18 protein-coding genes are annotated in these 19,864 nt (G+C 72.6%); 7 read left to right on the top strand and 11 right to left on the bottom strand.

Going from position 1 to position 19,864, the window contains the following annotated elements; genetic code table 11:
- From hpf to mtrA, 5 genes are all read right to left on the bottom strand, one after another.
- The coding region (hpf, locus tag M4D53_RS07930) for a ribosome hibernation-promoting factor, HPF/YfiA family (protein WP_259953262.1) at window positions 1–632 on the bottom strand (632 nt) is incomplete at its 3' end.
- A gap of 131 nt (window positions 633–763) precedes the next feature.
- Window positions 764–1,411 carry a ComF family protein gene (locus M4D53_RS07925; RefSeq protein ID WP_259953261.1) on the bottom strand — a complete coding sequence of 216 codons (648 nt, stop codon included), beginning with the start codon at window positions 1,409–1,411 and terminating at the stop codon, window positions 764–766.
- A gap of 91 nt (window positions 1,412–1,502) precedes the next feature.
- Window positions 1,503–3,221: an LpqB family beta-propeller domain-containing protein gene (locus M4D53_RS07920; protein ID WP_187663728.1), complete on the bottom strand. Its 1,719-nt coding sequence runs from the start codon at window positions 3,219–3,221 to the stop codon at window positions 1,503–1,505.
- Entirely contained in the window at window positions 3,218–4,897 is a 1,680-nt protein-coding gene (gene mtrB, locus M4D53_RS07915) for an MtrAB system histidine kinase MtrB (RefSeq protein WP_259953256.1), read from the bottom strand. Before mtrB ends, M4D53_RS07920 begins: the two co-directional genes overlap by 4 nt.
- A gap of 7 nt (window positions 4,898–4,904) precedes the next feature.
- Window positions 4,905–5,585: an MtrAB system response regulator MtrA gene (gene mtrA / locus M4D53_RS07910; RefSeq protein WP_025103044.1), complete on the bottom strand. Its 681-nt coding sequence runs from the start codon at window positions 5,583–5,585 to the stop codon at window positions 4,905–4,907.
- Between the two features lie 95 nt (window positions 5,586–5,680).
- On the opposite strand from mtrA, the gene M4D53_RS07905 reads away from it, so the two are divergent.
- The 5 genes from M4D53_RS07905 (at window position 5,681) to M4D53_RS07885 (ending at window position 11,142) form a co-directional block, all read left to right on the top strand.
- Complete coding sequence (locus tag M4D53_RS07905; RefSeq protein ID WP_259953239.1) at window positions 5,681–6,991, top strand: glycerophosphoryl diester phosphodiesterase membrane domain-containing protein; 1,311 nt, start codon at window positions 5,681–5,683, stop codon at window positions 6,989–6,991.
- Window positions 6,988–7,629 carry a DUF4129 domain-containing protein gene (locus M4D53_RS07900; protein WP_259953237.1) on the top strand — a complete coding sequence of 214 codons (642 nt, stop codon included), beginning with the start codon at window positions 6,988–6,990 and terminating at the stop codon, window positions 7,627–7,629. Before M4D53_RS07905 ends, M4D53_RS07900 begins: the two co-directional genes overlap by 4 nt.
- A complete protein-coding gene (locus M4D53_RS07895) occupies window positions 7,626–8,813 on the top strand; it encodes a DUF4350 domain-containing protein (protein ID WP_259953236.1) in 1,188 nt (395 codons plus the stop codon). Before M4D53_RS07900 ends, M4D53_RS07895 begins: the two co-directional genes overlap by 4 nt.
- 97 nt (window positions 8,814–8,910) lie before the next feature.
- On the top strand, window positions 8,911–9,834 hold the full coding sequence (locus M4D53_RS07890; RefSeq protein WP_259953275.1) for an AAA family ATPase: 924 nt from the start codon (window positions 8,911–8,913) through the stop codon (window positions 9,832–9,834).
- On the top strand, window positions 9,835–11,142 hold the full coding sequence (locus tag M4D53_RS07885) for a DUF58 domain-containing protein (RefSeq protein WP_259953235.1): 1,308 nt from the start codon (window positions 9,835–9,837) through the stop codon (window positions 11,140–11,142).
- A 16-nt stretch (window positions 11,143–11,158) separates the two neighbouring features.
- On the opposite strand, the gene M4D53_RS07880 is transcribed toward M4D53_RS07885, so the two are convergent.
- Window positions 11,159–12,151 carry a stage II sporulation protein M gene (locus tag M4D53_RS07880; RefSeq protein ID WP_259953234.1) on the bottom strand — a complete coding sequence of 331 codons (993 nt, stop codon included), beginning with the start codon at window positions 12,149–12,151 and terminating at the stop codon, window positions 11,159–11,161.
- 16 nt (window positions 12,152–12,167) lie between these two features.
- On the opposite strand from M4D53_RS07880, the gene M4D53_RS07875 reads away from it, so the two are divergent.
- Complete coding sequence (locus M4D53_RS07875; RefSeq protein WP_259953233.1) at window positions 12,168–12,977, top strand: RDD family protein; 810 nt, start codon at window positions 12,168–12,170, stop codon at window positions 12,975–12,977.
- 21 nt (window positions 12,978–12,998) lie between these two features.
- On the opposite strand, the gene M4D53_RS07870 is transcribed toward M4D53_RS07875, so the two are convergent.
- The gene (locus tag M4D53_RS07870; protein ID WP_025103036.1) at window positions 12,999–13,205 is read right to left on the bottom strand and encodes a DUF3499 family protein; all 207 of its coding nucleotides are present in this window, start codon (window positions 13,203–13,205) and stop codon (window positions 12,999–13,001) included.
- Window positions 13,206–13,283: 78 nt separating this feature from the next.
- On the opposite strand from M4D53_RS07870, the gene M4D53_RS07865 reads away from it, so the two are divergent.
- On the top strand, window positions 13,284–13,709 hold the full coding sequence (locus M4D53_RS07865; protein WP_259953229.1) for a hypothetical protein: 426 nt from the start codon (window positions 13,284–13,286) through the stop codon (window positions 13,707–13,709).
- A gap of 9 nt (window positions 13,710–13,718) precedes the next feature.
- Here the strand turns inward: M4D53_RS07865 and M4D53_RS07860 are convergent, their stop codons facing one another.
- The 4 genes from M4D53_RS07860 to manA all read right to left on the bottom strand — a co-directional run bounded on the left by M4D53_RS07860 (window position 13,719) and on the right by manA (window position 19,826).
- Window positions 13,719–15,101 carry a DUF5719 family protein gene (locus M4D53_RS07860; protein ID WP_259953224.1) on the bottom strand — a complete coding sequence of 461 codons (1,383 nt, stop codon included), beginning with the start codon at window positions 15,099–15,101 and terminating at the stop codon, window positions 13,719–13,721.
- Window positions 15,098–18,139, bottom strand: coding sequence for a glycosyltransferase (locus M4D53_RS07855; RefSeq protein WP_259953222.1), 3,042 nt, complete (start codon window positions 18,137–18,139; stop codon window positions 15,098–15,100). Before M4D53_RS07855 ends, M4D53_RS07860 begins: the two co-directional genes overlap by 4 nt.
- 80 nt (window positions 18,140–18,219) lie before the next feature.
- Window positions 18,220–18,537 carry a WhiB family transcriptional regulator gene (locus M4D53_RS07850; protein ID WP_149084934.1) on the bottom strand — a complete coding sequence of 106 codons (318 nt, stop codon included), beginning with the start codon at window positions 18,535–18,537 and terminating at the stop codon, window positions 18,220–18,222.
- A 161-nt stretch (window positions 18,538–18,698) separates the two neighbouring features.
- A complete protein-coding gene (gene manA, locus M4D53_RS07845; protein WP_259953216.1) occupies window positions 18,699–19,826 on the bottom strand; it encodes a mannose-6-phosphate isomerase, class I in 1,128 nt (375 codons plus the stop codon).
- Between the last annotated feature and the right edge of the window lie 38 nt (window positions 19,827–19,864).

Below are 19,864 nucleotides of genomic sequence, written 5' to 3'. Positions count from 1 at the left end.
GGAGCCTGCGTGCTGAGAGCGATGACACCGTAGTCCCAGCCCTTGCGGCGGTAGACCACGCTCGGGTGGTCGGTGCGCGCATCGACGAAGAGGAAGAAGTCGTGCCCGACGAGCTCCATCCGGTCGACGGCCTCCTCCACCGTCATCCACTCCGCCTCGAAGCTCTTCGTGCGGATGACGACCGGGGAGTAGTCCTCCTCCTCCTCGCTCTGCACGGGGATGCTCCCCGTCGCCACGGCGTGCAGCACCTCGGCTGAGGCGGGCTGCACGTCGATGCCCTCGAGCGAACCGCTGCCCTTCTCGAAGTGCGGGCCTCGCGGATGCTGTCGTCCGTCGACGCGCTTCTCCTTCGCGCGGCGCAGCTGCTCGGTCATCTTGTCGATCGCGAGGTCGAGCGCCACGAACTTGTCGCCGTCGACCGCTTCGGCACGGACCACGGGGCCCTTCCCGACGAGCGTCAACTCGACCGTCTCGTCCGGGACCCGACCGTTGCGGTAGACCCGGTGCGTGACCTTCACGTCCAGGCGTTGCGCCTTGGCGGCGAGTGTCTGGATCTTGGCGATCTTCTCTTCGACGACGGTGCGGAAGCGATCGGTGATGCCCACTCCGACGCCCACGATGCTCGTTTCCATTGCTGCCTCCTTGTCCCGGTCCACCCGGCCAAGGGCGGACCGTGGTCGCCTTGTGACACCCCACCGTAGTCCGACCCGCGGCCGATGTCACGGCCCGAGGCCCTGTGTCTCCGGTGAGTCTGCAATGAACCTCATCCGGATCGGGCCGACATCGGCGTGGCGGCGAGCGCGACGACCCCGGCGACGACGAATCCGGCGGCGACGAGGGCGCGGCTGGCCTCGTCGAGCGTGGCCCCCGTTGTCACGACGTCGTCCACCACGATCGCGGGTGCGCCGAGCCCTCGTCGGCGTGCGCGCATCGCGCCCCGGAGATTGTCGGCCCTCGCGACGGCAGACAGCTCGCGCTGGTCCCGCACCTGACGGGTGAGAGCGAGGACGCGCTGCGGCTCCGCACCGGCGGACCGGACGAGGAGCTCAGGCACGCGGTAGCCGCGCCGACGGAAGGCTGCCCGCGAGGTAGGGACGGGGATCACCCAGACTCCCGGTCCGACAGCAGGGAGGAGGACGGCGGAGAGGGCGGCGCCCAGCGGTCGTCCCAACGCGGTCTGCCCCGCTCCTTTCAGACGCCGGATGCAGGAAGCGGCCGGACCGTCCAGGTCGAGGGCGGCGCGGACCCGCAACCCGCCCGGGGTCCGCACGTCGCGCGGCCTCGCGGTGAGCGCGACCCGGCAGCTGTCGCAGAGCACGATGCCGGGCCGGTCGCATCCGGCACAACTCGCCGCGAGCAGCAGCGCCCCGGTCTCCGCGGCGAGCGCGCCCACCCGTGTCGTGAACCCCATGTCGAGATCCTGCCGTCAGGCGCGTGCCCCCGAGAGCCATCCCCTTGTGGCGGGACTCGATCGGCGCCGAGGCCGTTCCGTGCAGGAGAGGTCATTCGCCGGTTCGTGTGGCCAGGACGGAGACGCCTTCCGTCACCTCCCGCCACGCCGATCCCGCGTGCGCGAACAGCTGCCCCGAGGTGTCCAGGATGCGCACACCCGCCGGAGTGCGGGCACCGGCGATCGACGCCGCATTGCTGGGTGCACTCTCGGCCGAGCCCGGTCCGCCGACCGGCTGCACGATCAGACGGGGCGTCGTGGAGTCTGTGAGCACGGCCAGCCGATCGGGCCCCAGCCAGACGAGCCCCGTCGACGGCTCGGTGAGCTGGAGCAGCTGTCGCACCTCACCGAGCTCTGTGGGCACACCGGCGCCGTCCCGGACGACCGCCGCGACGACCACCCAGAGCTGGCCGCCGACCCGGACGACAGCCGCGAGCCTGGCGCCGTCGGCGGCGACCCGCAGATCGGAGATGGACGAGGCGTTCGGCCACGCGCCGGCGACCTCGTGTCCGACCACATCGGGGCCGACGGCGAGCACCGCCTGCGGGGCTGACGCGGGCACCGACCACACGTAGCCGTAGGGGTCGAGGGACGGCTGCACGAGGCCGGACCGGGCATCCAGCTCGTTGCGTCCGTTCTCGGTCGCGAGGTACACGTGGCCGTCGTCGAGCTGCAGCGCTGCGGTCGCGTCGTCCGCGGCCACGTCGATCGCCTCGATCGGCTGCGTGACCGCCTGGATCTGCGCGCTGATCCCGGGGATCGACGCGATCTCGTCACCGACGATGCGACCGAACCTGCCGTCCTTCAGCACGAGCGTCCCCGGCTCCGACGGGGTGCTGATGACATCGACGACCCCCGCGTCGAGCGCGCGGCCGTCGACGCTGAAACGCACCTGCGTGACGTTCACGCCCGCGGCCTTCAGCGTGGCCTGCAGCTGGGTGCGCATCCGGGCCAGCGTGGTCTCGTCCAGGCTCGCCGCGGGTCGGGTCAGCGCCACCTCGGCCGCCTGCCCCGTGATGAGCACCGCGTCCTGTGCCAGTTGGACGTCGGCGGGGAACGCCGTCTGCACGGCCGGATCGAGCCACTCCGCCGGAGTACCGCTGACGAGGGCCTGCGTCACGGTCGTCGCCGGGCTCTGGCGTCGCGGGAACCACCGCATATCCGGGACGAGTCGGGACCAGCGCGCGTCGAACCACTGCAGCGAGTACCCCTCGAACACATTCGGGAACCGGCTCTGGTCGATCACCACGCCGTCGGGCGCCTCGGTGATCCGCCACTCGCCGTCCTCCCCCCTCGCGAGCGCGAACGGCACGCTCGAGTCGCCGGGGGCACCGCTGTACGCCCCGGAGTCGTCCACGCTGGCGACCAGCTCGAGGAGGACCTGCACCTCGGCCTCCTCAGCGTCCTCCACCTGGTCGTCGGGGACGTTCGAGCTGAGGGTGCGGGCCTCGGGACCAGCGTCGATGGAGACCCCCGCCGATGGTCGCCAGCTGCGCTGCAGAGAAGGCGCCAGGAACTCCCGAGCCGTCGCCCAGTTGTCCGATGTCGTGATGCCGGCTTCGAGGAACCCCTCGACGATCTCCTCGGGGCCCGCCCCCGCGACGGGACCGGAAGCCACGGGGAGCACGTCGACGTCGTCCGGGGACTCCCCCAGCTGGAGACCGACCGCGACGTCGCCGCTCGTCGGCAGGCCGGCGCACGCGGGAAGCAGCAGCGCGACCAGCGCCAGTGCGGCGCCACGGACGAATCGGCTCCTCGCGCGCGGGCTCATGACTGGTCCTTCCCGTCGAGCAGATCGGAATAGGTCTCGGCGATCGAGATCGGCTGCGTCGCGTCGCCGAGTTCTGTGAGGGGCTCCTGCGGCTCCACCGAGATCGGGCTCGGGCCGTCCAGCACCCGGTCGTGGCGGGGAATGGTCAGCACGAAGTGCGAGCCCACCCCCAGCTCCGACCACACGGCGAGGGTGCCGCCGTGCAGGGTGGCGTCGCCGAGGGCGATCGACAGGCCGAGCCCCGTACCCCCGATGGTGCGCTGCCGCGACGGGTCGGCGCGCCAGAAGCGATCGAACACGCGTTCCGCGTCTCCGGGGTCCATCCCGAGCCCGAAGTCGCGCACGCCCGCGGCCACCGCGTGCTGGTTGCTGTCGACCGTGACGACGACCGGACGCCCTTCTCCATGCTCGATCGCGTTGCCGATCAGGTTCCGCAGCACGCGCCGCACACGACGCGGGTCCATATCCACCGGCGAGTAGCCGCCGGGCGCCACCAAGCGGATCTCCGTGCCATGCCCTTCCGCAAGAGGTCGCATCTGCTCGATGATGTCCTCTGCGAGTTGGGCGAGACTCGTCGCCTCCAGCTCGAGCTGCACGGACCCCGCGTCGTACCGACTGATCTCCAACAGGTCGGCCAGCAGCGTGTCGAACCGCTGCACCTGCGCGTGCAGGAGCTCGGCGGTGCGGGCGGTCGTGGGGTCGAACTCGTCGCGCTGGTCGTTGAGCATGTCGGCGGCGAGGCGGATCGTCGTCAGCGGGGTCCTGAGCTCGTGCGAGACGTCGGACACGAAGCGCTGCTGCACCATGGAGAGCTCGCCGAGCTCCTTGATCTGCGCCTCGATGCTGTCGGCCATGGCATTGAAGGAGCGCCCCAGCGTCGCGAGCTCGTCCTCGCCGTGCACCTCCAGCCGCACGCCGAGATCGCCCGCCGCGAGCCGCGCACTCGTCTCGGCCGCCTGGACGATCGGGGTGGACACGGTCCGCAGCACGATCCAGGAGATGGCCGCGACGATGGCCACCAGCCCGATGCCGGCGATCCAGAGGGTGCGCTGCACGAACACGAGGGTCTGGTCGGCGTCGGCGAGGTCGTAGGCGAAGTAGATCTCGAAGGTCCCGGCCTGCGGCACCTGGAGCTGCTGCCCCACGACGATGCTCGGCACGACGCCGCCGTCCTCCGTGGGCAGGGCGACGGACTGCCAGGCCTGCCGGTCGTCGAACTCGCGGACCCTGGCCTGCAGCTCGGGGCTCAGCAGATCCGGCGTGAGCCCGGCGGTGAAGCCGTTGAGCCGGACCGTCCCCGAGCCGTCCTGGATCTTGAAGCCGGCGAGCAGGTCGGCGCTCGACGTGCGCGAGAGGGTGTCGGGGATGCCGTTCCACAGATCGGTGAGCGCGGCGGGGTCATCGCCCACCTCCGCCACGTCCAGCAGGGACTGCGCCTGGTCCACCGCTCGGCGTGCGTCCTCCAGGGCCACATTCTTCCGCGACACGAAGAGGTCGTTCTGGATGACCAGCGCCATCGTGACGCACGTGATGAGGATCGCCAGCGACGTGGCGACGAGGGTGATCGCGAGGGTGCGGAACCGGAGTGAGCGCCGCCACAGCGCCGCCAGCACGTCCGGCCAGCCGCGCCAGTCGCGGAGGACGGCGACGGCCGTGGTCGCAGTCGTCGCGGCCATGGGGTCCCTAGGTGACGCTGCCGGCGCGGTAGCCGACGCCGCGGACCGTCATGACGATCTTGGGGTTGTCCGGGTCGAGCTCGACCTTCGCCCGCAGCCGCTGCACGTGCACGTTCACGAGCCGGGTGTCCGCCTTGTAGTGGTAGCCCCAGACCTGTTCGAGGAGCATCTCGCGGGAGAACACCTGCTGCGGCTTGGAAGCGAGGGCCACGAGAAGCTGGAACTCGAGCGGTGTGAGGGCGATCGGGGTCGTCCCGCGGCGCACCTCGTGCGCGTCCACGTCGACGGTGAGGTCGCCGATCCGCAGCTGCTCGCTGGAGGCCTGCGGCGTCGGGCGCAGCCGGGTGCGGATGCGGGCCACGAGCTCCTTCGGGTTGAACGGCTTGACCATGTAGTCGTCGGCGCCGACCTCGAGGCCGCGGACGACGTCCGCCGTGTCGCTGCGCGCCGTCAGCATGATGATCGGCACGCCCGACTCGGCGCGGATGCGCGTGCAGATCTCGATGCCGTCCATTCCGGGGAGCATCAGGTCCAGGAGCACCAGGTCGGGGCGCTGCGCGCGCCACTCGTCGACCGCGCGCGCACCGTCCGCGCAGAACACCGGCTCGAATCCCTCGGTGCGCAGCACGATGCCGATCATCTCGGCGAGCGCGGTGTCGTCGTCGACCACAAGGATGCGTGAGGTCATAACTGTTACCTTATGGCACCGAGTCCCGCCCTCCGCAGGTCTGCGCCTCAGTGCCCGGATATGACACGATGGGAGCGCACGACGGAGGGAGGCCCGTGAGCGGCCAGACGTGGACCCCAGCTCCCCGGAAGGGCATCATCCCCCTTCATCCGCTGACGTTCGGCATGCTGCTGGGCAAGGCCTTCGCGGCGCTGCGGCACAACCCGAAGGTCCTGTTCGGGTTCGCCGTCGTCATCCAGCTCATCGTCGTCGTCGCCACCGCCGGGGTGATGGGGCTCGTCCTGTTCTCGACGTTCTCCCGGCTGGAGACGGTCTCCCCCTCCTCCCCCGACTTCGAGGCCGTGTTCGCCGGCACGATCGCCATCAACCTCATCGCCGGCCTCGTCGTCGGGCTCGCCTCCGTCGCGTTCACCGCGATCATGCAGGGGGTGGTGGCCGCCGAGGTCGGCTACGCGACGGTCGGCGTCAAGGCCACGCTGCGGATGCTGTGGCGCCGCATGGCCCCGGCCTTCTGGCGGCTCGCCGGCTTCGCCTCCCTCTCCGTGCTCGCGCTCTTCGGCGGCCTCGCGATCGTCGCGGCCGTCATCGCCGCTCTCATCGCCGGCGGTCTCGGGGGCACCCCGGAGATGATCGGCATCGTCGTGCTCGTCGTGGTGCTCCTGGCCCTGGCGGCGATCCCGCTCACGGTCTGGCTGTCGACCAAGCTGCTGCTCGTCCCGTCGATCCTCGTGCTGGAGCGGGCCCGCTTCCGGGAGGCGTTCGTGCGGTCGTGGCGCCTGACCCGCGGCCGGTTCTGGGTCGCGTTCGGCGTGACCTTCCTCATCAGCCTCATCATGGGCCTGGCGATGCAGGTGGTCAGCATCCCGACCGCCATGTTCTCCTCGTTCCTCGGGACGGTCATCGCCCCGACCGGGTCCAGCGAGCCGAGCGCCGTCATCGCGTATGTCTTCGCCCTCCTCGCCCCGCAGATGCTGCTGCTGATCCTGCAGGCGATCACCATCGTCGTGCAGAGCACCGGCGGCGTGCTCGTCTACCTCGACTGCCGGATGCGCTACGAGGGACTCGACCAGACGCTCCTCTCCCACGTGGAGCGCCGCGACCTCGGTGTGCCGGAAGACCAGCTCGGCGACCCGTTCGCGATCGATCCCGCCCGTGCCGTCACCAGCGCTCCCCCGCCCCGGCAGGTGCCGGAGCACGTGATGATGTCCCAGGGCTACGGCTCTCCGGCGTATGGCGGGCCCCCCGTGGCGCCGATGCCGTTCCCGGGGGCGGCGGGTCCTCTTCCGACCTCTCCCGCGCCGACCGCGTTCGCCCCTCCGCCGCCGCCCGCACCGGCCCCTCCCGCCCCGCCGTCCGCCGAGGACGCAGCCGGATGGACGGCGCCGGGCAGCACCCCGCCGTCATGATGCGACGGTTCGACGACGTCTTCGTCCCGGACGGGGACGAAGCGCGACGCTGGGCCGAGGAGGAGCTGTCCAATCCGCGGTACGCGGACGCGAAGCCCACGTGGTTCGACCTTCTCGCCCGCGACGTGATGCGCTTCCTCACCGATCTCTTCAGCGGGGAGAACGGGGCGAGCGTCGGCCCGACCGCACTCATCGTGGTCACGGTGCTCATCGCCGCGGCTCTGGTCACCGCGCTGATCGTGTGGGGACGCCCCCGACGCTCGAGAGCGATCCGGCGCGCGCACGGCGACCTCCTCGGCGCCGCCGACGACCGCAGCGCGGCACAGCTCCGCGCCGACGCCGAGCGCAGCGCACGCCAGAGCGATTGGGACGCCGCGGTCGTGCTCCGCTACCGCGCGATCGCCCGCAGCCTGCTCGAGCGTGACCTCATCGATCCGGCGCCCGGAGCGACGGCGCAGTCCCTCGCCCGCTCCGCGAGCGCGGTCTTCACCGACGAGGCGGACGCCCTGCGGCGGGCCGCCGCGTCCTTCGACGACGTGCGCTACCTACGGCATCCCGCCACGGAGGACGACTACCGGCACCTCGCCGCGACGGACGAGCGCCTCCGCGCCCACCGCCCCGAGGGGGTGCCCGCGTGACGACGATCGCATCGGACGAGATCGCCGTCGACACCACCGCCGAGCGCCCGCGGCGTCGGACCGCCTCTCTCCTCGGGTGGCTCCTCGTCGCGGCGCTCGTGGTCGCGGTCGCCCTCGCAGCCTCCCAACTCGCGGCGAGCGGCCCCGGCGCGCGGGGCACCCTCGATCCGGAGAGCCGGTCCGGCACCGGCGCCCTGGCCCTGGCCGAGCTGCTGCGGGACCAGGGAGTCGAGGTCGAGGTCGTCCGCTCGCGGGCCGCGGCAGCCGCCGCCCTCGACGAGGACACCACGCTGGCCCTGACCAACCCCTACACGCTCTCCGACGACGCGCTGGCGGATCTCCTCGCGCCGGCCGACCGCGTCGTCTTCCTCTCCACAGGCACGCATCTGCTGGCCGAACTCGCGATCGGCGAGAACGCGTCGGGTTCGGCCGCGCCGAGAACAGCCACCTGCGCAGTCCCCGAGTTCGCCGAAGTCGGCGCCATCCGCCCTGATCGGCTCTTCTCCCCCGCGGACGACGTGACCGGGTGCTTCGGCGAGGACGATGCCGCGGCCGTGCTCGTCGACGAGAGGGACGGATACCGCGCGGTGGTCGAGGGCGTGAAGCTGTTCAGCAACGCGGCCCTCGCCGAGGACGGCAACGCCGCGCTCGGACTCGCCCTGCTCGGGCAGACCGACCGGGTCGTCTGGTACGTCCCGTCGTTCGAGGACACCGACATCGAGGGCACCACCCCCGACACGCTCGGGAGCCTCACCCCGGACTGGGTCACCCCGGCGATCCTGCTGCTCCTCGCCGCGGGCCTGGCCGTCGCCCTCGCCCGCGGCCGACGTTTCGGCCCGCTCGTGGCGGAGACCCTTCCGGTGACCGTCCGCGCGTCGGAGACGATGCACGGACGCGCGCGGCTGACGGCCAGGGCCGCGGACGCCCCACACGCCGCGGACGCACTGCGGGAGGGCACCCGGAGGCGACTGGCCCGACGACTCGGGTTGGCTGTGCACGCGGACGCGGACGAGATCGCCGACGCCGCCGCCGACCGTCTCCGGATCCCGCGCGGCACGCTGCAGAGCCTGCTGTCGGGACCTCCACCCACCGACGACGCCGCCCTCGTCGCGCTCGCCCGTCGCCTCGACGAGCTCGAGACCGCCGTGGAGACGAGCGCGCAGTCCCCGCGGAGCGGCACATGACCATCCGTCCGCCCCACACCCCTTTTCCGACCGAAGCCGAGGAGACCCCGTGACCGACGAGAACAGTCCCGCCGACGACGCCGCGCTGCGCCAGGCCATGCACCGCGTCCGCACCGAGGTCGACAAGGCGGTGGTCGGCCAGGCCGGCACGGTCACCGGCCTGCTCGTGTCGCTCCTGGCGCGCGGCCATGTGCTGCTGGAGGGTGTTCCCGGCGTGGCGAAGACCCTGGTCGTGCGGTCGTTCGCCCGGGCTCTCGGGCTCGACACCAAACGCGTCCAGTTCACGCCCGACCTGATGCCCGGCGACGTCACGGGGTCCCTCGTCTACGACGCCAGGACCGGGGAGTTCGACTTCCGCGCGGGCCCCGTGTTCACGCACATCCTGCTTGCGGACGAGATCAACCGCACGCCCCCGAAGACCCAGGCGGCGCTCCTGGAGGCGATGGAGGAGCGTCAGGTCTCCGCGGACGGCGTGAGCCGCGCGCTGCCCGACCCGTTCCTCGTCGCCGCGACGCAGAACCCCGTCGAGCACGAGGGGACCTACTCTCTGCCCGAAGCCCAACTCGACCGCTTCCTGATGAAGCTCGTCGTCGGCATGCCGGAACGCGACGCCGAGGTGTCCGTGCTCCGGCGCCATGCCCAGGGCTTCTCGCCGCGCGAGCTCACGGGTGTGGAGGCCGTGATCGGCGCCGACGAGATCCGCGCCGCCCAGCGGGCCGCCGCCCGGGTCGAGGTGACCGACGACGTGCTCGGCTACGTGGTCGACCTGGCCCGCGCGACCCGCCACTCCCCCTCCGTCGAGCTCGGGGCGAGCCCCCGCGCCTCGACGGGACTGCTCGCCGCGGCCAAGGCCTGGGCCTGGCTCAACGCCTCCACCGCCGTGACGCCGGACCACGTGCAGACGATGCTCGTCCCGGTCTGGCGGCATCGTCTCCAGCTCCGTCCTGACGCGCAGATGGAGGGCGTGTCCGCGGACGCCGTGCTGACATCGGTGGTCCAGCAGACCCGGGTGCCGATCTAGGTGTTCGTCTCGGGCCGTCTCGCCGTCGCCCTCGCCGTCGGCATCGTGCCGCTGGTCCTCACCGGGCTGGCGGGGTTTCCGCCGTATGCGGTGCTGGGCGGGTGGATCGGGCTGTGCCTCCTCCTCGTGGCCGTCGACGTCCTCCTGGCCGGCGACCCGCGCGCGGCGACCGTCACCCGTCGCGTCCCGTCGCGCGCCCGGCTCGGCGAGCAGGTGCCGGTCAGCGTGGCGGTGCAGAACCGGGGGACGCGGACGCTCGACGTCCTGCTCCGCGACGCGTGGCAGCCCACCGCGGGAGCGCCGTCGGAACGGCAGCACCTGCGCATTCCGCCCGGGGAACGGCGGCGCGTGGACATCCCCCTCCGCCCGAGACGCCGTGGCGAGCTCGTCAGCGCCTTCGTCGTGCTTCGTTCCCGGGGTCCCCTGGGGCTCGCCGGCCGACAGGCACTGCACCCCGTCCGTGGCGCGATCCGTGTGCTGCCCGCCTTCTCCTCGCGCAAGCATCTGCCTTCGCGGCTGGCGCGGCTGCGGGAGCTCGATGGGAACACCAGCATCCAGGTCCGGGGACAGGGCACCGAGTTCGACTCCCTGCGCGAGTATGTGCGAGGGGACGACGTCCGCTCCATCGACTGGCGGGCGACGGCACGAGCGGGGACGACGATGCTGCGCACCTGGCGCCCCGAGCGCGACCGGCATGTGGTCCTCATCGTCGACACCGGGCGCACGGCCGCAGCCCGGGTGGGCGACGGCACACGACTCGATGCGGCGCTGGAGGCCGCGCTCCTGCTCTCCGCGCTCGCGGCACGGGCAGGCGACCACGTGCACCTGCTCATGCACGACAGGGTGACCAGGGCACGGGTGACCGGGGTGGACGGCGCGGCGCTCCTGCCGGCTCTCACCGACGCCATGGCTCCGGTGCACGCCCGCCTCGTCGACACCGATTGGCATGGGGCCTTCGCGGCGGTGCGGACGCTGACCACGCGTCCCTCTCTTCTCGTCGTGCTCACGGCGCAGGACGCCGCCGAGTCGGCACGGGGCTTCCTCGGTGCCTTCCCCGACGCCTCACGGGCCATGACGGTGTTGGTCGGATCGGTGACGGACGACGGCATCGCCGCCCTCACCCGCGCGCGGGAGTCCCGGGAGGACGTCTATCTCGCCGCCGCCGCCGAGCGCACGCTCCGGGACGCCGAGAACGTCGCGGACGCGATCCGCCGCGCCGGTGGCGAAGCCATCGCGGCGGACCCCGAGGACCTCCCGCCGCGGATCGCCGACCGCTACCTCGAGCTCAAGGCGGCGGGGCGGCTCTGACGGCGGTCGCCGTGCCTCAGCCCGCCACGAGCCGCGGCGTGCCGGACTCGTACTCGACGAGGTCACCGGTCTCGCCGCGGCGATAGGCGCGCCTGCCGATCACGAGCATGTAGATGAGGAAGACCGCGAGGGCCGCGGCACCGATGCCGATCTTGACCGGCCAGGGCAGTGCCCATCCGGTGACGAACCCCTCGACCAGCCCGGAGAGGAAGAGCGCGAACACGAGCCCGAGGGCGACGGTGGCCAGCGCCCTGCCCTCCTCCGCGAGCGCCTCGCCGCGGGTGCGGTGGCCCGGCGCGACCCAGGCCCAGAACATGTGCAGGCCGGCGGCCGCGGCGACGAAGATGCACGTCATCTCCAGCATGCCGTGGGGAAGGATGTACAGGACCATGAGGTCGGCCTTGTCGTGGATCGCCATGACCGCCCCCGACGTGCCCAGCCCCATGGCGTTCTGCACGAGCATGTAGACGGGCCAGATGCCGGTCACCCCGAACAGCACGCACTGCATCGCTATCCAGGCATTGTTCGTCCAGACCATCCCCATGAACACCGCTGCGGGGTTCTCGGTGTAGTAGCCGGTGAAGCTCTCGTCGGCGTACTGCTCCAAGGCGTCCGGTGGACCGAGCGTGGCGACGAGCGCCGGGTCACCGGCGATCCACGCGGCCGTGCCGACGGCGACCGCCACGAAGGCGAGCGCGATGACCAGGGTCGTCCGACGCAGGCGGTAGAGCGCCGCGGGGAGCTGGAGGCGGAAGAACCGCGACGTCTGGGTGAGGATGCTGTCCGCGGCCCCCGTGAGCCGGAGCCGCGCACGCACGAGGATCGTGGAGAGGTAGGCGCCCTGCGGGGACTCCCCGACCGACGTCTTCAGTTCCGCGAGGTCGGCCGATGCGGCACGGTAGCGCACGATGAGCTCGTCGACACCGGCACCGTCCAGGCGGGCACGGCTGAGGGTGTCCAGCCGTTCCCATTCGGACCGGCGCGCATCGGTGAGGGCATCGGCATCCACCTGATTTACTGTACTCATGTCCGCGCAGATCGACGTCTCCGACGAGGTGCTCTCCGGCGAGGCGGTCGCGATCGACGTCCAGCCGGTGGGGTTCCTCCTCCGGGCGGCCGGGGCCGTCATCGACATGCTGCTGGGCTACGCCGTCTTCGTCGGGTCGATCTTCCTGCGCATCTGGCTTCTCGACATCGGCGTGCTCGACACCGCAACCGACCGCATCGCCCTCGTGGCCTCCCTCGTCATCAGCTTCGTGATCCTGCCGATCACGATGGAGGTGGCGCTGAAGGGACGCAGCCTCGGAAAGCTCGCCGTCGGCGGCAGGATCGTACGGATGGACGGCGGAGCGGCCGGGTTCCGCCACGCGTTCATCCGCGCCCTGCTCGGCGTCCTCGAGATCTATCTCACCTTCGGCGGCCTCGCCGTCCTGGTCGGGGCCTTCACGGCGCGTTCCCAGCGCCTCGGCGACCTGGTCGCCGGCACGTACAGCCAGCGGGTGCGCACCCCGCAGCTGGTCACGCTCGCGCCGACGCTGCCTCCGGCGCTGACGGCATGGGCGCAGGTCGCCGACGTGGCGCGGCTTCCTGATCGGCTCGCCCGCCGCATCTCCCAATTCCTCGTGAGCGCCCCGCGCATGCTCCCGGCTGCTCGGGAACGCGTGGCCCGCGACCTGCTCGCCGAGGCCGCACCCTTCCTCTCCCCCGTACCGGCGGCGCCGCCCGAGCTCGTGCTGGTCGGTGTCACCGTCCTCCGGCGCGAGCGCGAACGCCGCGCGCTGGACAACGCGGATCGACGTGCGGAGCGACTGACGGGTCGCCGTCTGGGCGCCTGACCACCTCGCCGGTCGCGTCGGTCAGGCGCGCAGGGCCTCGTGGCGGACGACCAGCCATCCCGCAGGGACGGAGAGGCGGTCCGCATGCGGCGCACAGAGGTCGTGCGCCTGCGGATCGTTCGCCGCACCGAGCGGCCCGAGCGCGGCCATCTGATCGCCATAGTCATACGTGAGGGTGGCCACGGCCTCGCGCGCGCAGCCGACCTTCGAGCACAGTCGTCCGTCCATCTCCGTCAGCGTACGGCGCCCCCCGGCGGCGGCGGGGCTGCCGCGCCGGGAGCCGCCACAGCGCCTAGACTTTTCGGCATGCCCCGTCGCCGTTCCGTCCCCGCCGCCGCCGCTCGCCGCGGTGCCAGGCACGGCCGGCACGGTCGTCTCGGACGCAGCGAAGTCGTGAAGCCGCCGCTTGCCCCGCTGGACGGCCGCATCGATCGCTTCGACCTCACCGTGGGCACAGCGGTCGAGTTCCTGCGCGGGACGTGGCCGGAACTCCAGGACGTCCGATTCGAGATCGGTGCGCTGCCGACGTACGACGCCGACGGCGAGGTGCCGCGTTGGCACCTCGACCGCGATCAGCGGAGGATCGTCCTCTTCCGGATCCCGATCGAGCGGCTGCTCCCGCCGGGACACGACGACGCCGCGCATCGACGGATGGCGATCGAGAGTGCCGTCTTCCGTGCGGCGGCGGAGTACGTCGGCCGGGAGCCGTGGGATCTCGGCCACGACCGCTGACCCCGCCCGTCAGGGGTAGACGGTGATCGACGCCTCGACCCCCGGCGACGGCGGGACCGGAAGCACGGCGAGGGCGCCGGGCGCCGTCATCGCGACGGCGGCGTGCACCTCTCCCTCCGGACGGAGCACGTAGGTCGTGTCCGCTGCGACGTCGAGGCCACGGGTCTCCCCCGCCGGGATGACGATCTCCTGCGGCGAGCCCCCGTCGATGGTCGAGAGGGAGACGGTGGTCTCCTCATCGGACGTGTTGGCCAGCTGCAGCCGCGGGGACGGACCGGACGGCACGGCGAAGGCGACCTCCGCGTCGATCTCCGGTGCGGGGGTGACCCACGCGAAATCGGAGTCCGCTCCGAAGCCGTCCTGCTGCCGCACCCCGGCGACGACGGGGGCATCGGCCTCGATCTCCACGGTGTAGGTCCCCGGCTCGAGACCGCTGAGCGAGACCTGCGCGGGCTCGTCGGCGGTGAGCGGCACCGTGAACGCGTCCAGACCGGCACCACCCCCCTCGGCGGTCACACGGACCTCGGCGAGCGCGTCCGCTCCGGGCGCGAGCAGACGCAGCACCGTCATGTCGCCCTGGTCCCCTGCTGCCGCGAAGGCCTGCACGCCGGGGAGCACGACGTGCTGCTGCGGGCCCGACACCGCTTCCTGCTGGTCGGCCCCGACCGGGTCGAGCACCTGCATCAGCGCCGACTGCAGAACGGCGCGGACGGGCGCTCCGACCGCACTCACCTTGACGACGGGGACGTCGTTGCCCGCGGCGATGGACGTCAGCGGCAGTGCCGTCTGCGTGCGCGGCGGGACGATGACCGTCCGTCCGCCGCGGGCCGTTCCGTAGACCGCGAGCGTCACGGTCGCGGGGACGTCGGCTGTGTTCGCGAGGAGGACGACGTCCTCGGCTCCGGTGCCCACGGACCCGCCGACGAGCCACGACTCGAGCCGAGGCACTCCGCAGGGAGAGGCGGCGAAGCCGGCGAGGTCCTCCGCGGCGAGAGTCGACGACTCGGCGCCGGCGATGAGCGGTGCTGACCGCCCCTCGACGGCTCCGGTGAGCACCGGCACCTCCTGCCCGTCCACGAGGTCAGGCACCGCGAGCCCCGTCTGCGACGGGACGCCGTTCGTGCCTCCCGCTGTGAGCTCGGGAGTCGCCGCCCGGCGCATCTCCGACGGCGCGGCCGTGTTGCGACCGAGCGCGCGGAAGTCGCCGGCGCACACCAGGACGCTGTCTCCGGGGAGCGGGGTCACCCGCTCCTGCGCCGGCTCGTGCGTGACGGTCGGCCAGGGGGCGTGCACGGCGGTCGCGACGCCCAGCACACAGGCGGCGGCGACCACGACGCCGGTGACGACCCGTGCGCTGGTCGCAGCGACGCGGAACGCGCGAGTGCCCGTCATCGGTGGTCCTCCTCGGAGCTGGTGCTTCCCTGGTGGTCGGCGGACGAGACATCCGGCCGGTCCTCCTCGCCGTCCGCCGTCGGGCGGGGGTCTGCACCGTCGTCAGCGGGTTCGGCGTCGGCGATCGGGGCGAGTGCCTCGTCGGCGAGGGCGGGTTCGTCCTGCGGGTCCTCGACGGTACCGACCGGCGGCACGACGGCCGCGTCCGGCACCGAGTCCTCCGCGTGGCGTGGCAGGACCAGAGGTTCCTCCGGCGCCCTGCCGACGATCCTCGACTGCGCTCTGGCGGCCCGACGCGACGCGCGCGTCGGGATGGACAGGAGCAGCGCGGCGAGCACGACGAGGAGCTGCAGCGTCACGACGACCCTGGCGGTCCCCTCCTGCGTCGCGCTCAGCGCTGCCGGCTCCGCCGGCTCGCCCTCGAGGCGCCAGAGGACCCCGCGGTCCGTCGAACCGGCCTGCACGAGGCCCGCCCGCTGGTCGATCGCGGCGACGGAGGCCGTGCGCAGGGTGCGTGCGCGATCGCCTTCGCCCGGCACCTCGGCGAGGAGGACGTAGCTGATCCCCTGCGCCAGGAGCTGCGCCGGCGCGTCGAAGTCGCGGGCGGAGATGAGATCGACGGCGAGGACGGCGAGGTCCGTCCCCTGGGGTTCGACCGCCGTGGAGAGCATCGTCGTCTGCGCTCCCAGGGTCTCGCTCGCGCCGCGCACCACCTCGACGGCGAGACCGCCGTCGTTCTGCGGCGTGAGGATGAGAGTGGAGATCGGACGGTCCCCGGCCGCCTGCGCACGCACGTAGGCGGGCAGCGTGGATTCGGGGCCGTTGGTCAGCGCGGAACGGTCGCCGTGGAACGCGGTGAGGGCGGGGACCGCGCACACCACCAGCGCGAGGGCGGCCAGTCCCGTGGCGGCCACGCGCAGTCGGGGAAGCGTGAGCGCCGTGTCCAGCGTGATCGTCGCCGCGCCGACGACGCCGATCCAGGCGAGGCTCAGACCGGTGCCCGGCCAGAGCGGGACAGCGGTCGCTCCTGCGGAGGCGACGCTGACACCGACGGCGAGGAACGCCGTGGCGAGTCCGCTGAGCGCGACGACCAGCAGGGTGATCCCCGCACGCCACCGGGGCGAGACGGCGGATCCCAGTGCGAGCAGCGCGAGCGGCGCGCACAGCAGCGCCGCCCAGGTGCCGGGAAGGACGGTCGCCCACCCTGCCAGATCGCTCGTGGGGAAGCCACCGGCGATCGCCAGGCGACCGGCGGCGTCGGCGGCCGCCTGCGGCCCGAGCCACGTCCGTCCGGGATCGGCGAGCAGACCGAGGGCCGTGCCGTGGGCGAGCTGCCAGAAGATCAGAGGAGCGAACAGCGCCGCGGTCGGCAGCGGGAGCCAGAGCAGGCGGCCGGCCCCGCGGAACTGCGCCGTTCCCAGCACGATCCCCAGAGCCACGACCCACAGCACCGCGAGCGCCGGAGCGAGGACCGGCGCGCAGGCGACGACCGCCGCCAGGAGCAGGGACGCGCTTCCGGCCGCGCCCCAGGAACGGTGGGCGACCACCGCCGAGTGGAACAGCCACGGGAGCAGCAGGTGGACGAGCACGGCGGAAGGCCGACCGTCCACGAGTGCGGTGAGGAACGTCGGCGCGAGCGCCCACGCGATGCCGGCGAAGATGCGCAGGCCGGCTCGGTCGGTGACGCGGGTCGCGGCGAACCATCCCCCGAGGACGGCGAGCGGCAGTGCGAGGATCCACAGCAGCACCATCGCGAAGGACGGCGCCCCGGGCCACAGCGAGCCCAGCACCGCGACGATCGCGGCGAACGGGTCCGCAGGGCCGACGAGGTCGATGCCGAGCCCGCGCATCCCCCACGCCGCGTCCTGCCACAGCGCGGCGACGGTCTCGCGCAGGGGCAGGAGGCCCCCGCCCCCCAGCGCCGGCCAGGCGAGGAGGCTGGTGAAGGAGGCGATGCTCACGACGAGCGCGGCCAGCACCGCCCAGGCCCCACCCCCGGAGAAGAAGCGGAGCTCGCTGACGGCACCGTGTTCGCTGCCATGACCGTCGTCGAGCCGGCGCCGCAGCTGCGCGGGGGTGACCCGCAACGGGGCGATGCTCGCCCAGGTGGAGGATCGGAACGAGCGGATACGGGCGCGCGATCGCGCCACGGCGCCGAAGCGGATCATCGCGAGGAGAGCCGCGCCCCACTCCGGGAACACCGCCTCGGGCCGCTTGCCGATGAGATGGGTGAGGGAACGCCACAGCGCGAGCGGCAGGAAGGTCAGCCAGTGCAGCGGCACGGCGGCCGCGGGCGCATAGGCGAGGCGCCGATGGAGCTGGGCGAGACGGGTGACGAATGCCCTCCGGGCTCGTCCTGCCGGTAGCGCCGCCGGACCATCCGGGGCCGCGGAGACCCTCGCAGCCGGGGCGAGGACCACACGCCCGCCTCCGAGCCGCGCGCGGACGCCGAGGTCGAGGCCCTCGTCGGCACCGCCGAGGGCGGGGTCCGGCCGCAGCGCGTCGCGCACCTCGCCGCGGATGAGCAGGCCGCGGATGTCCGCCCCGAGGGCGTCGTCCATCCGGTCGTGCTGTCCCTGGTCCAGCTCCCCGGCGGCCAGCTCGACCGAGCGGCCGAAGGTGGTCATGCTCACGCCGAGGGAGACGATCTCGCGCTCGTTGTCGGTGGCCACGAGCTTCGGAGCGACGATCGCCGCGGACGGGGAACGCTCCAACATGCCCGTGAGCCGTTCCAGCGCCCGCGGGTGCGGCGCGGTGTCCTGCGCGAGGATCCAGATCGCCGATCCGTCGAGGACGCGTGGACGCGCCAGCTCGAGGGCCTCGGCGAACGAGGTCGACGACCGCGCCTCGATGATGCCCTCGACGGTGGCGGCGACGGCGTCGCTCTCCCGTGCTGTGGTGGCGTCGCCGCAGATGATCAGCGTGACGGCCGCGGGCGGGAGCGTCTGGGAACGGACGGCGTCGAGCGTGCGGAGGAGCTGGGCGCGGGCGGAGGGGCCGGGGCGCGCGACGATGAGGGCATGAACTCGGGCTGGCATGACGTGGTCAGCCTATGCGGGGCGTCAGTCCAGGAAGCGCACCGCTCCCGGCGCGCCCACGAAGCCGCGCCGTGGAGGCGTCAGCTGGCGCGGCGCTTGAGCTTGCGCCGCTCGCGCTCGGAGAGCCCGCCCCAGATGCCGAAGCGCTCATCGTTGGCCAGCGCGTATTCGAGGCACTCGCCACGCACGTCGCACGCCGTGCAGATGCGCTTGGCATCCCGCGTGGAGCCGCCCTTCTCCGGGAAGAAGGCCTCGGGGTCGGTCTGGGAGCAGAGCGCGTCGCTCTGCCAGGCAAGGGCGTTGTCGTCGTCCGGGTCGGACCGGCGGACCCCGGGAACACCGAGGTTGACCGGATCGACGAACCAGTTCTCCGGCACATCGGAACGGTAACCCGTCATCTCGACCTCCAACCCTTCAGAAACCGCCCCCCTGGCGGGCCGTGCTCACCTAATTACACCCGTGTCATTCGCTCGGGTCAAGTCGCGGATCGTAAACCCTCAAGCGTTTCTTGAAGGTTCATGAGCTTCCACCGGCGTGTCGCGCGCCTGCGCTCGACCCCTCAGCGGCCGGGGGTCGCGACGAAGACCTCGCCCGCCCCGGACAGCGTGAGGGAGCGCTCGTCGGCGTCGGCGAACGCCACCGTGCCGATCGGGACGGAGACTTCCGCTCCCGACTCCGCCGTCACCCGGACGGAGCCGGCTGTCGCCAGCACCATGGTCGGGCCGGACACGTCCAGGGTGACCGCCGTGTCGTCGATCCTGACCCGTCGGAGGGCGAAGTCGGGCACGGGCACCGGGTACGTCGTCACGGCTTCGTCGCCCGCGGGCCGCAGGACCGGGACCTCGCCGGGCGTGGTGTCCAGCACGGCGAGCAGTTCGGGCACATCGATGCGCTTGGGGGTCAGACCGCCCCGGAGCACGTTGTCGCTCGCGGCCATGATCTCGACACCGAGGCCGGAGAGATAGGCGTGCAGCAGCCCCGCCCGAAGGAAGACGCCCTCGCCGCGGCGCAGCACGAGGTGGTTCATGAGCAGGGCGACGACGACCCCGGGATCACCCGGCGAGCTCTCGGCGATCGCGGCCACCGCACGCAGGGCCGGGAACTCCTCCCCTGCGGCGCCGGCGGCGGCGACGACGACGGCGCCGATGATCTCCGCGACCTCCTCCTGCGCTCCTCCACCGAGCAGCCACCCGATCGCGTCGCCGAGCGGATCGCCCTCACCCGAGAGCCGTTCCCGCAGGGACCGCACCCCCGGACCGTCCTCGAGGGCCTCGAGCAGGCGCAGCGTGTCGGCGATCGGACGCAGGCCGCTGAGCGACTCGAAGCGGTCGCTCAGGGCGACGATGAGCTCCGGCTTGTGGTTGGCGTCGCGGTAGTTCCGCCGCGGGTCGTCCAGCGGCAGCGCGCTCTCCCTGGCCCAGCCGTCCTGGGCCTGTTCCCTGGTCGGGTGCACCTGGATCGACAACGGCCGCGCGGCGGCGAGGAGCTTGAGCAGGTACGGCAGCGTGCCGCCCGTCACCGTGTCCAACGTCCCCCCGTCCGCGAGGTCGGCGGGATCTCCCGGGTGGTCGCCGAACCAGACCTCGGCCTCCGGCGCACCCGTCGGGGTGCGGCCTTCGAGCTCGGCGAGGAGGGACGGCGATCCCCAGGCATAGTCGCGGGGCACGTTGGTGAGGCTGCGCAGCATGCCCCCAGCGTAGAGCCCGGTGCGACGGACAGGTCGGA

It is taken from the genome of Microbacterium meiriae (assembly GCF_025143875.1).
Lineage (GTDB): Bacteria > Actinomycetota > Actinomycetes > Actinomycetales > Microbacteriaceae > Microbacterium > Microbacterium meiriae.
This window is presented reverse-complemented; position numbering and strand designations above follow the sequence as displayed.

Coding starts and splice junctions, on each gene's coding strand:
- M4D53_RS07875 (WP_259953233.1), top strand. CDS start 12,168: ATGTCCGCGCAGATCGACGTCTCCGACGAGGTGCTCTCCGGCGAGGCG.
- M4D53_RS07865 (WP_259953229.1), top strand. CDS start 13,284: ATGCCCCGTCGCCGTTCCGTCCCCGCCGCCGCCGCTCGCCGCGGTGCC.
- M4D53_RS07890 (WP_259953275.1), top strand. CDS start 8,911: ATGCACCGCGTCCGCACCGAGGTCGACAAGGCGGTGGTCGGCCAGGCC.
- manA (WP_259953216.1), bottom strand. CDS start 19,826: ATGCTGCGCAGCCTCACCAACGTGCCCCGCGACTATGCCTGGGGATCG.
- mtrA (WP_025103044.1), bottom strand. CDS start 5,585: ATGACCTCACGCATCCTTGTGGTCGACGACGACACCGCGCTCGCCGAG.
- M4D53_RS07900 (WP_259953237.1), top strand. CDS start 6,988: ATGATGCGACGGTTCGACGACGTCTTCGTCCCGGACGGGGACGAAGCG.
- M4D53_RS07860 (WP_259953224.1), bottom strand. CDS start 15,101: ATGACGGGCACTCGCGCGTTCCGCGTCGCTGCGACCAGCGCACGGGTC.
- M4D53_RS07870 (WP_025103036.1), bottom strand. CDS start 13,205: ATGGACGGACGACTGTGCTCGAAGGTCGGCTGCGCGCGCGAGGCCGTG.
- M4D53_RS07850 (WP_149084934.1), bottom strand. CDS start 18,537: ATGACGGGTTACCGTTCCGATGTGCCGGAGAACTGGTTCGTCGATCCG.
- mtrB (WP_259953256.1), bottom strand. CDS start 4,897: ATGGCCGCGACGACTGCGACCACGGCCGTCGCCGTCCTCCGCGACTGG.
- M4D53_RS07920 (WP_187663728.1), bottom strand. CDS start 3,221: ATGAGCCCGCGCGCGAGGAGCCGATTCGTCCGTGGCGCCGCACTGGCG.
- M4D53_RS07925 (WP_259953261.1), bottom strand. CDS start 1,411: ATGGGGTTCACGACACGGGTGGGCGCGCTCGCCGCGGAGACCGGGGCG.
- M4D53_RS07855 (WP_259953222.1), bottom strand. CDS start 18,139: ATGCCAGCCCGAGTTCATGCCCTCATCGTCGCGCGCCCCGGCCCCTCC.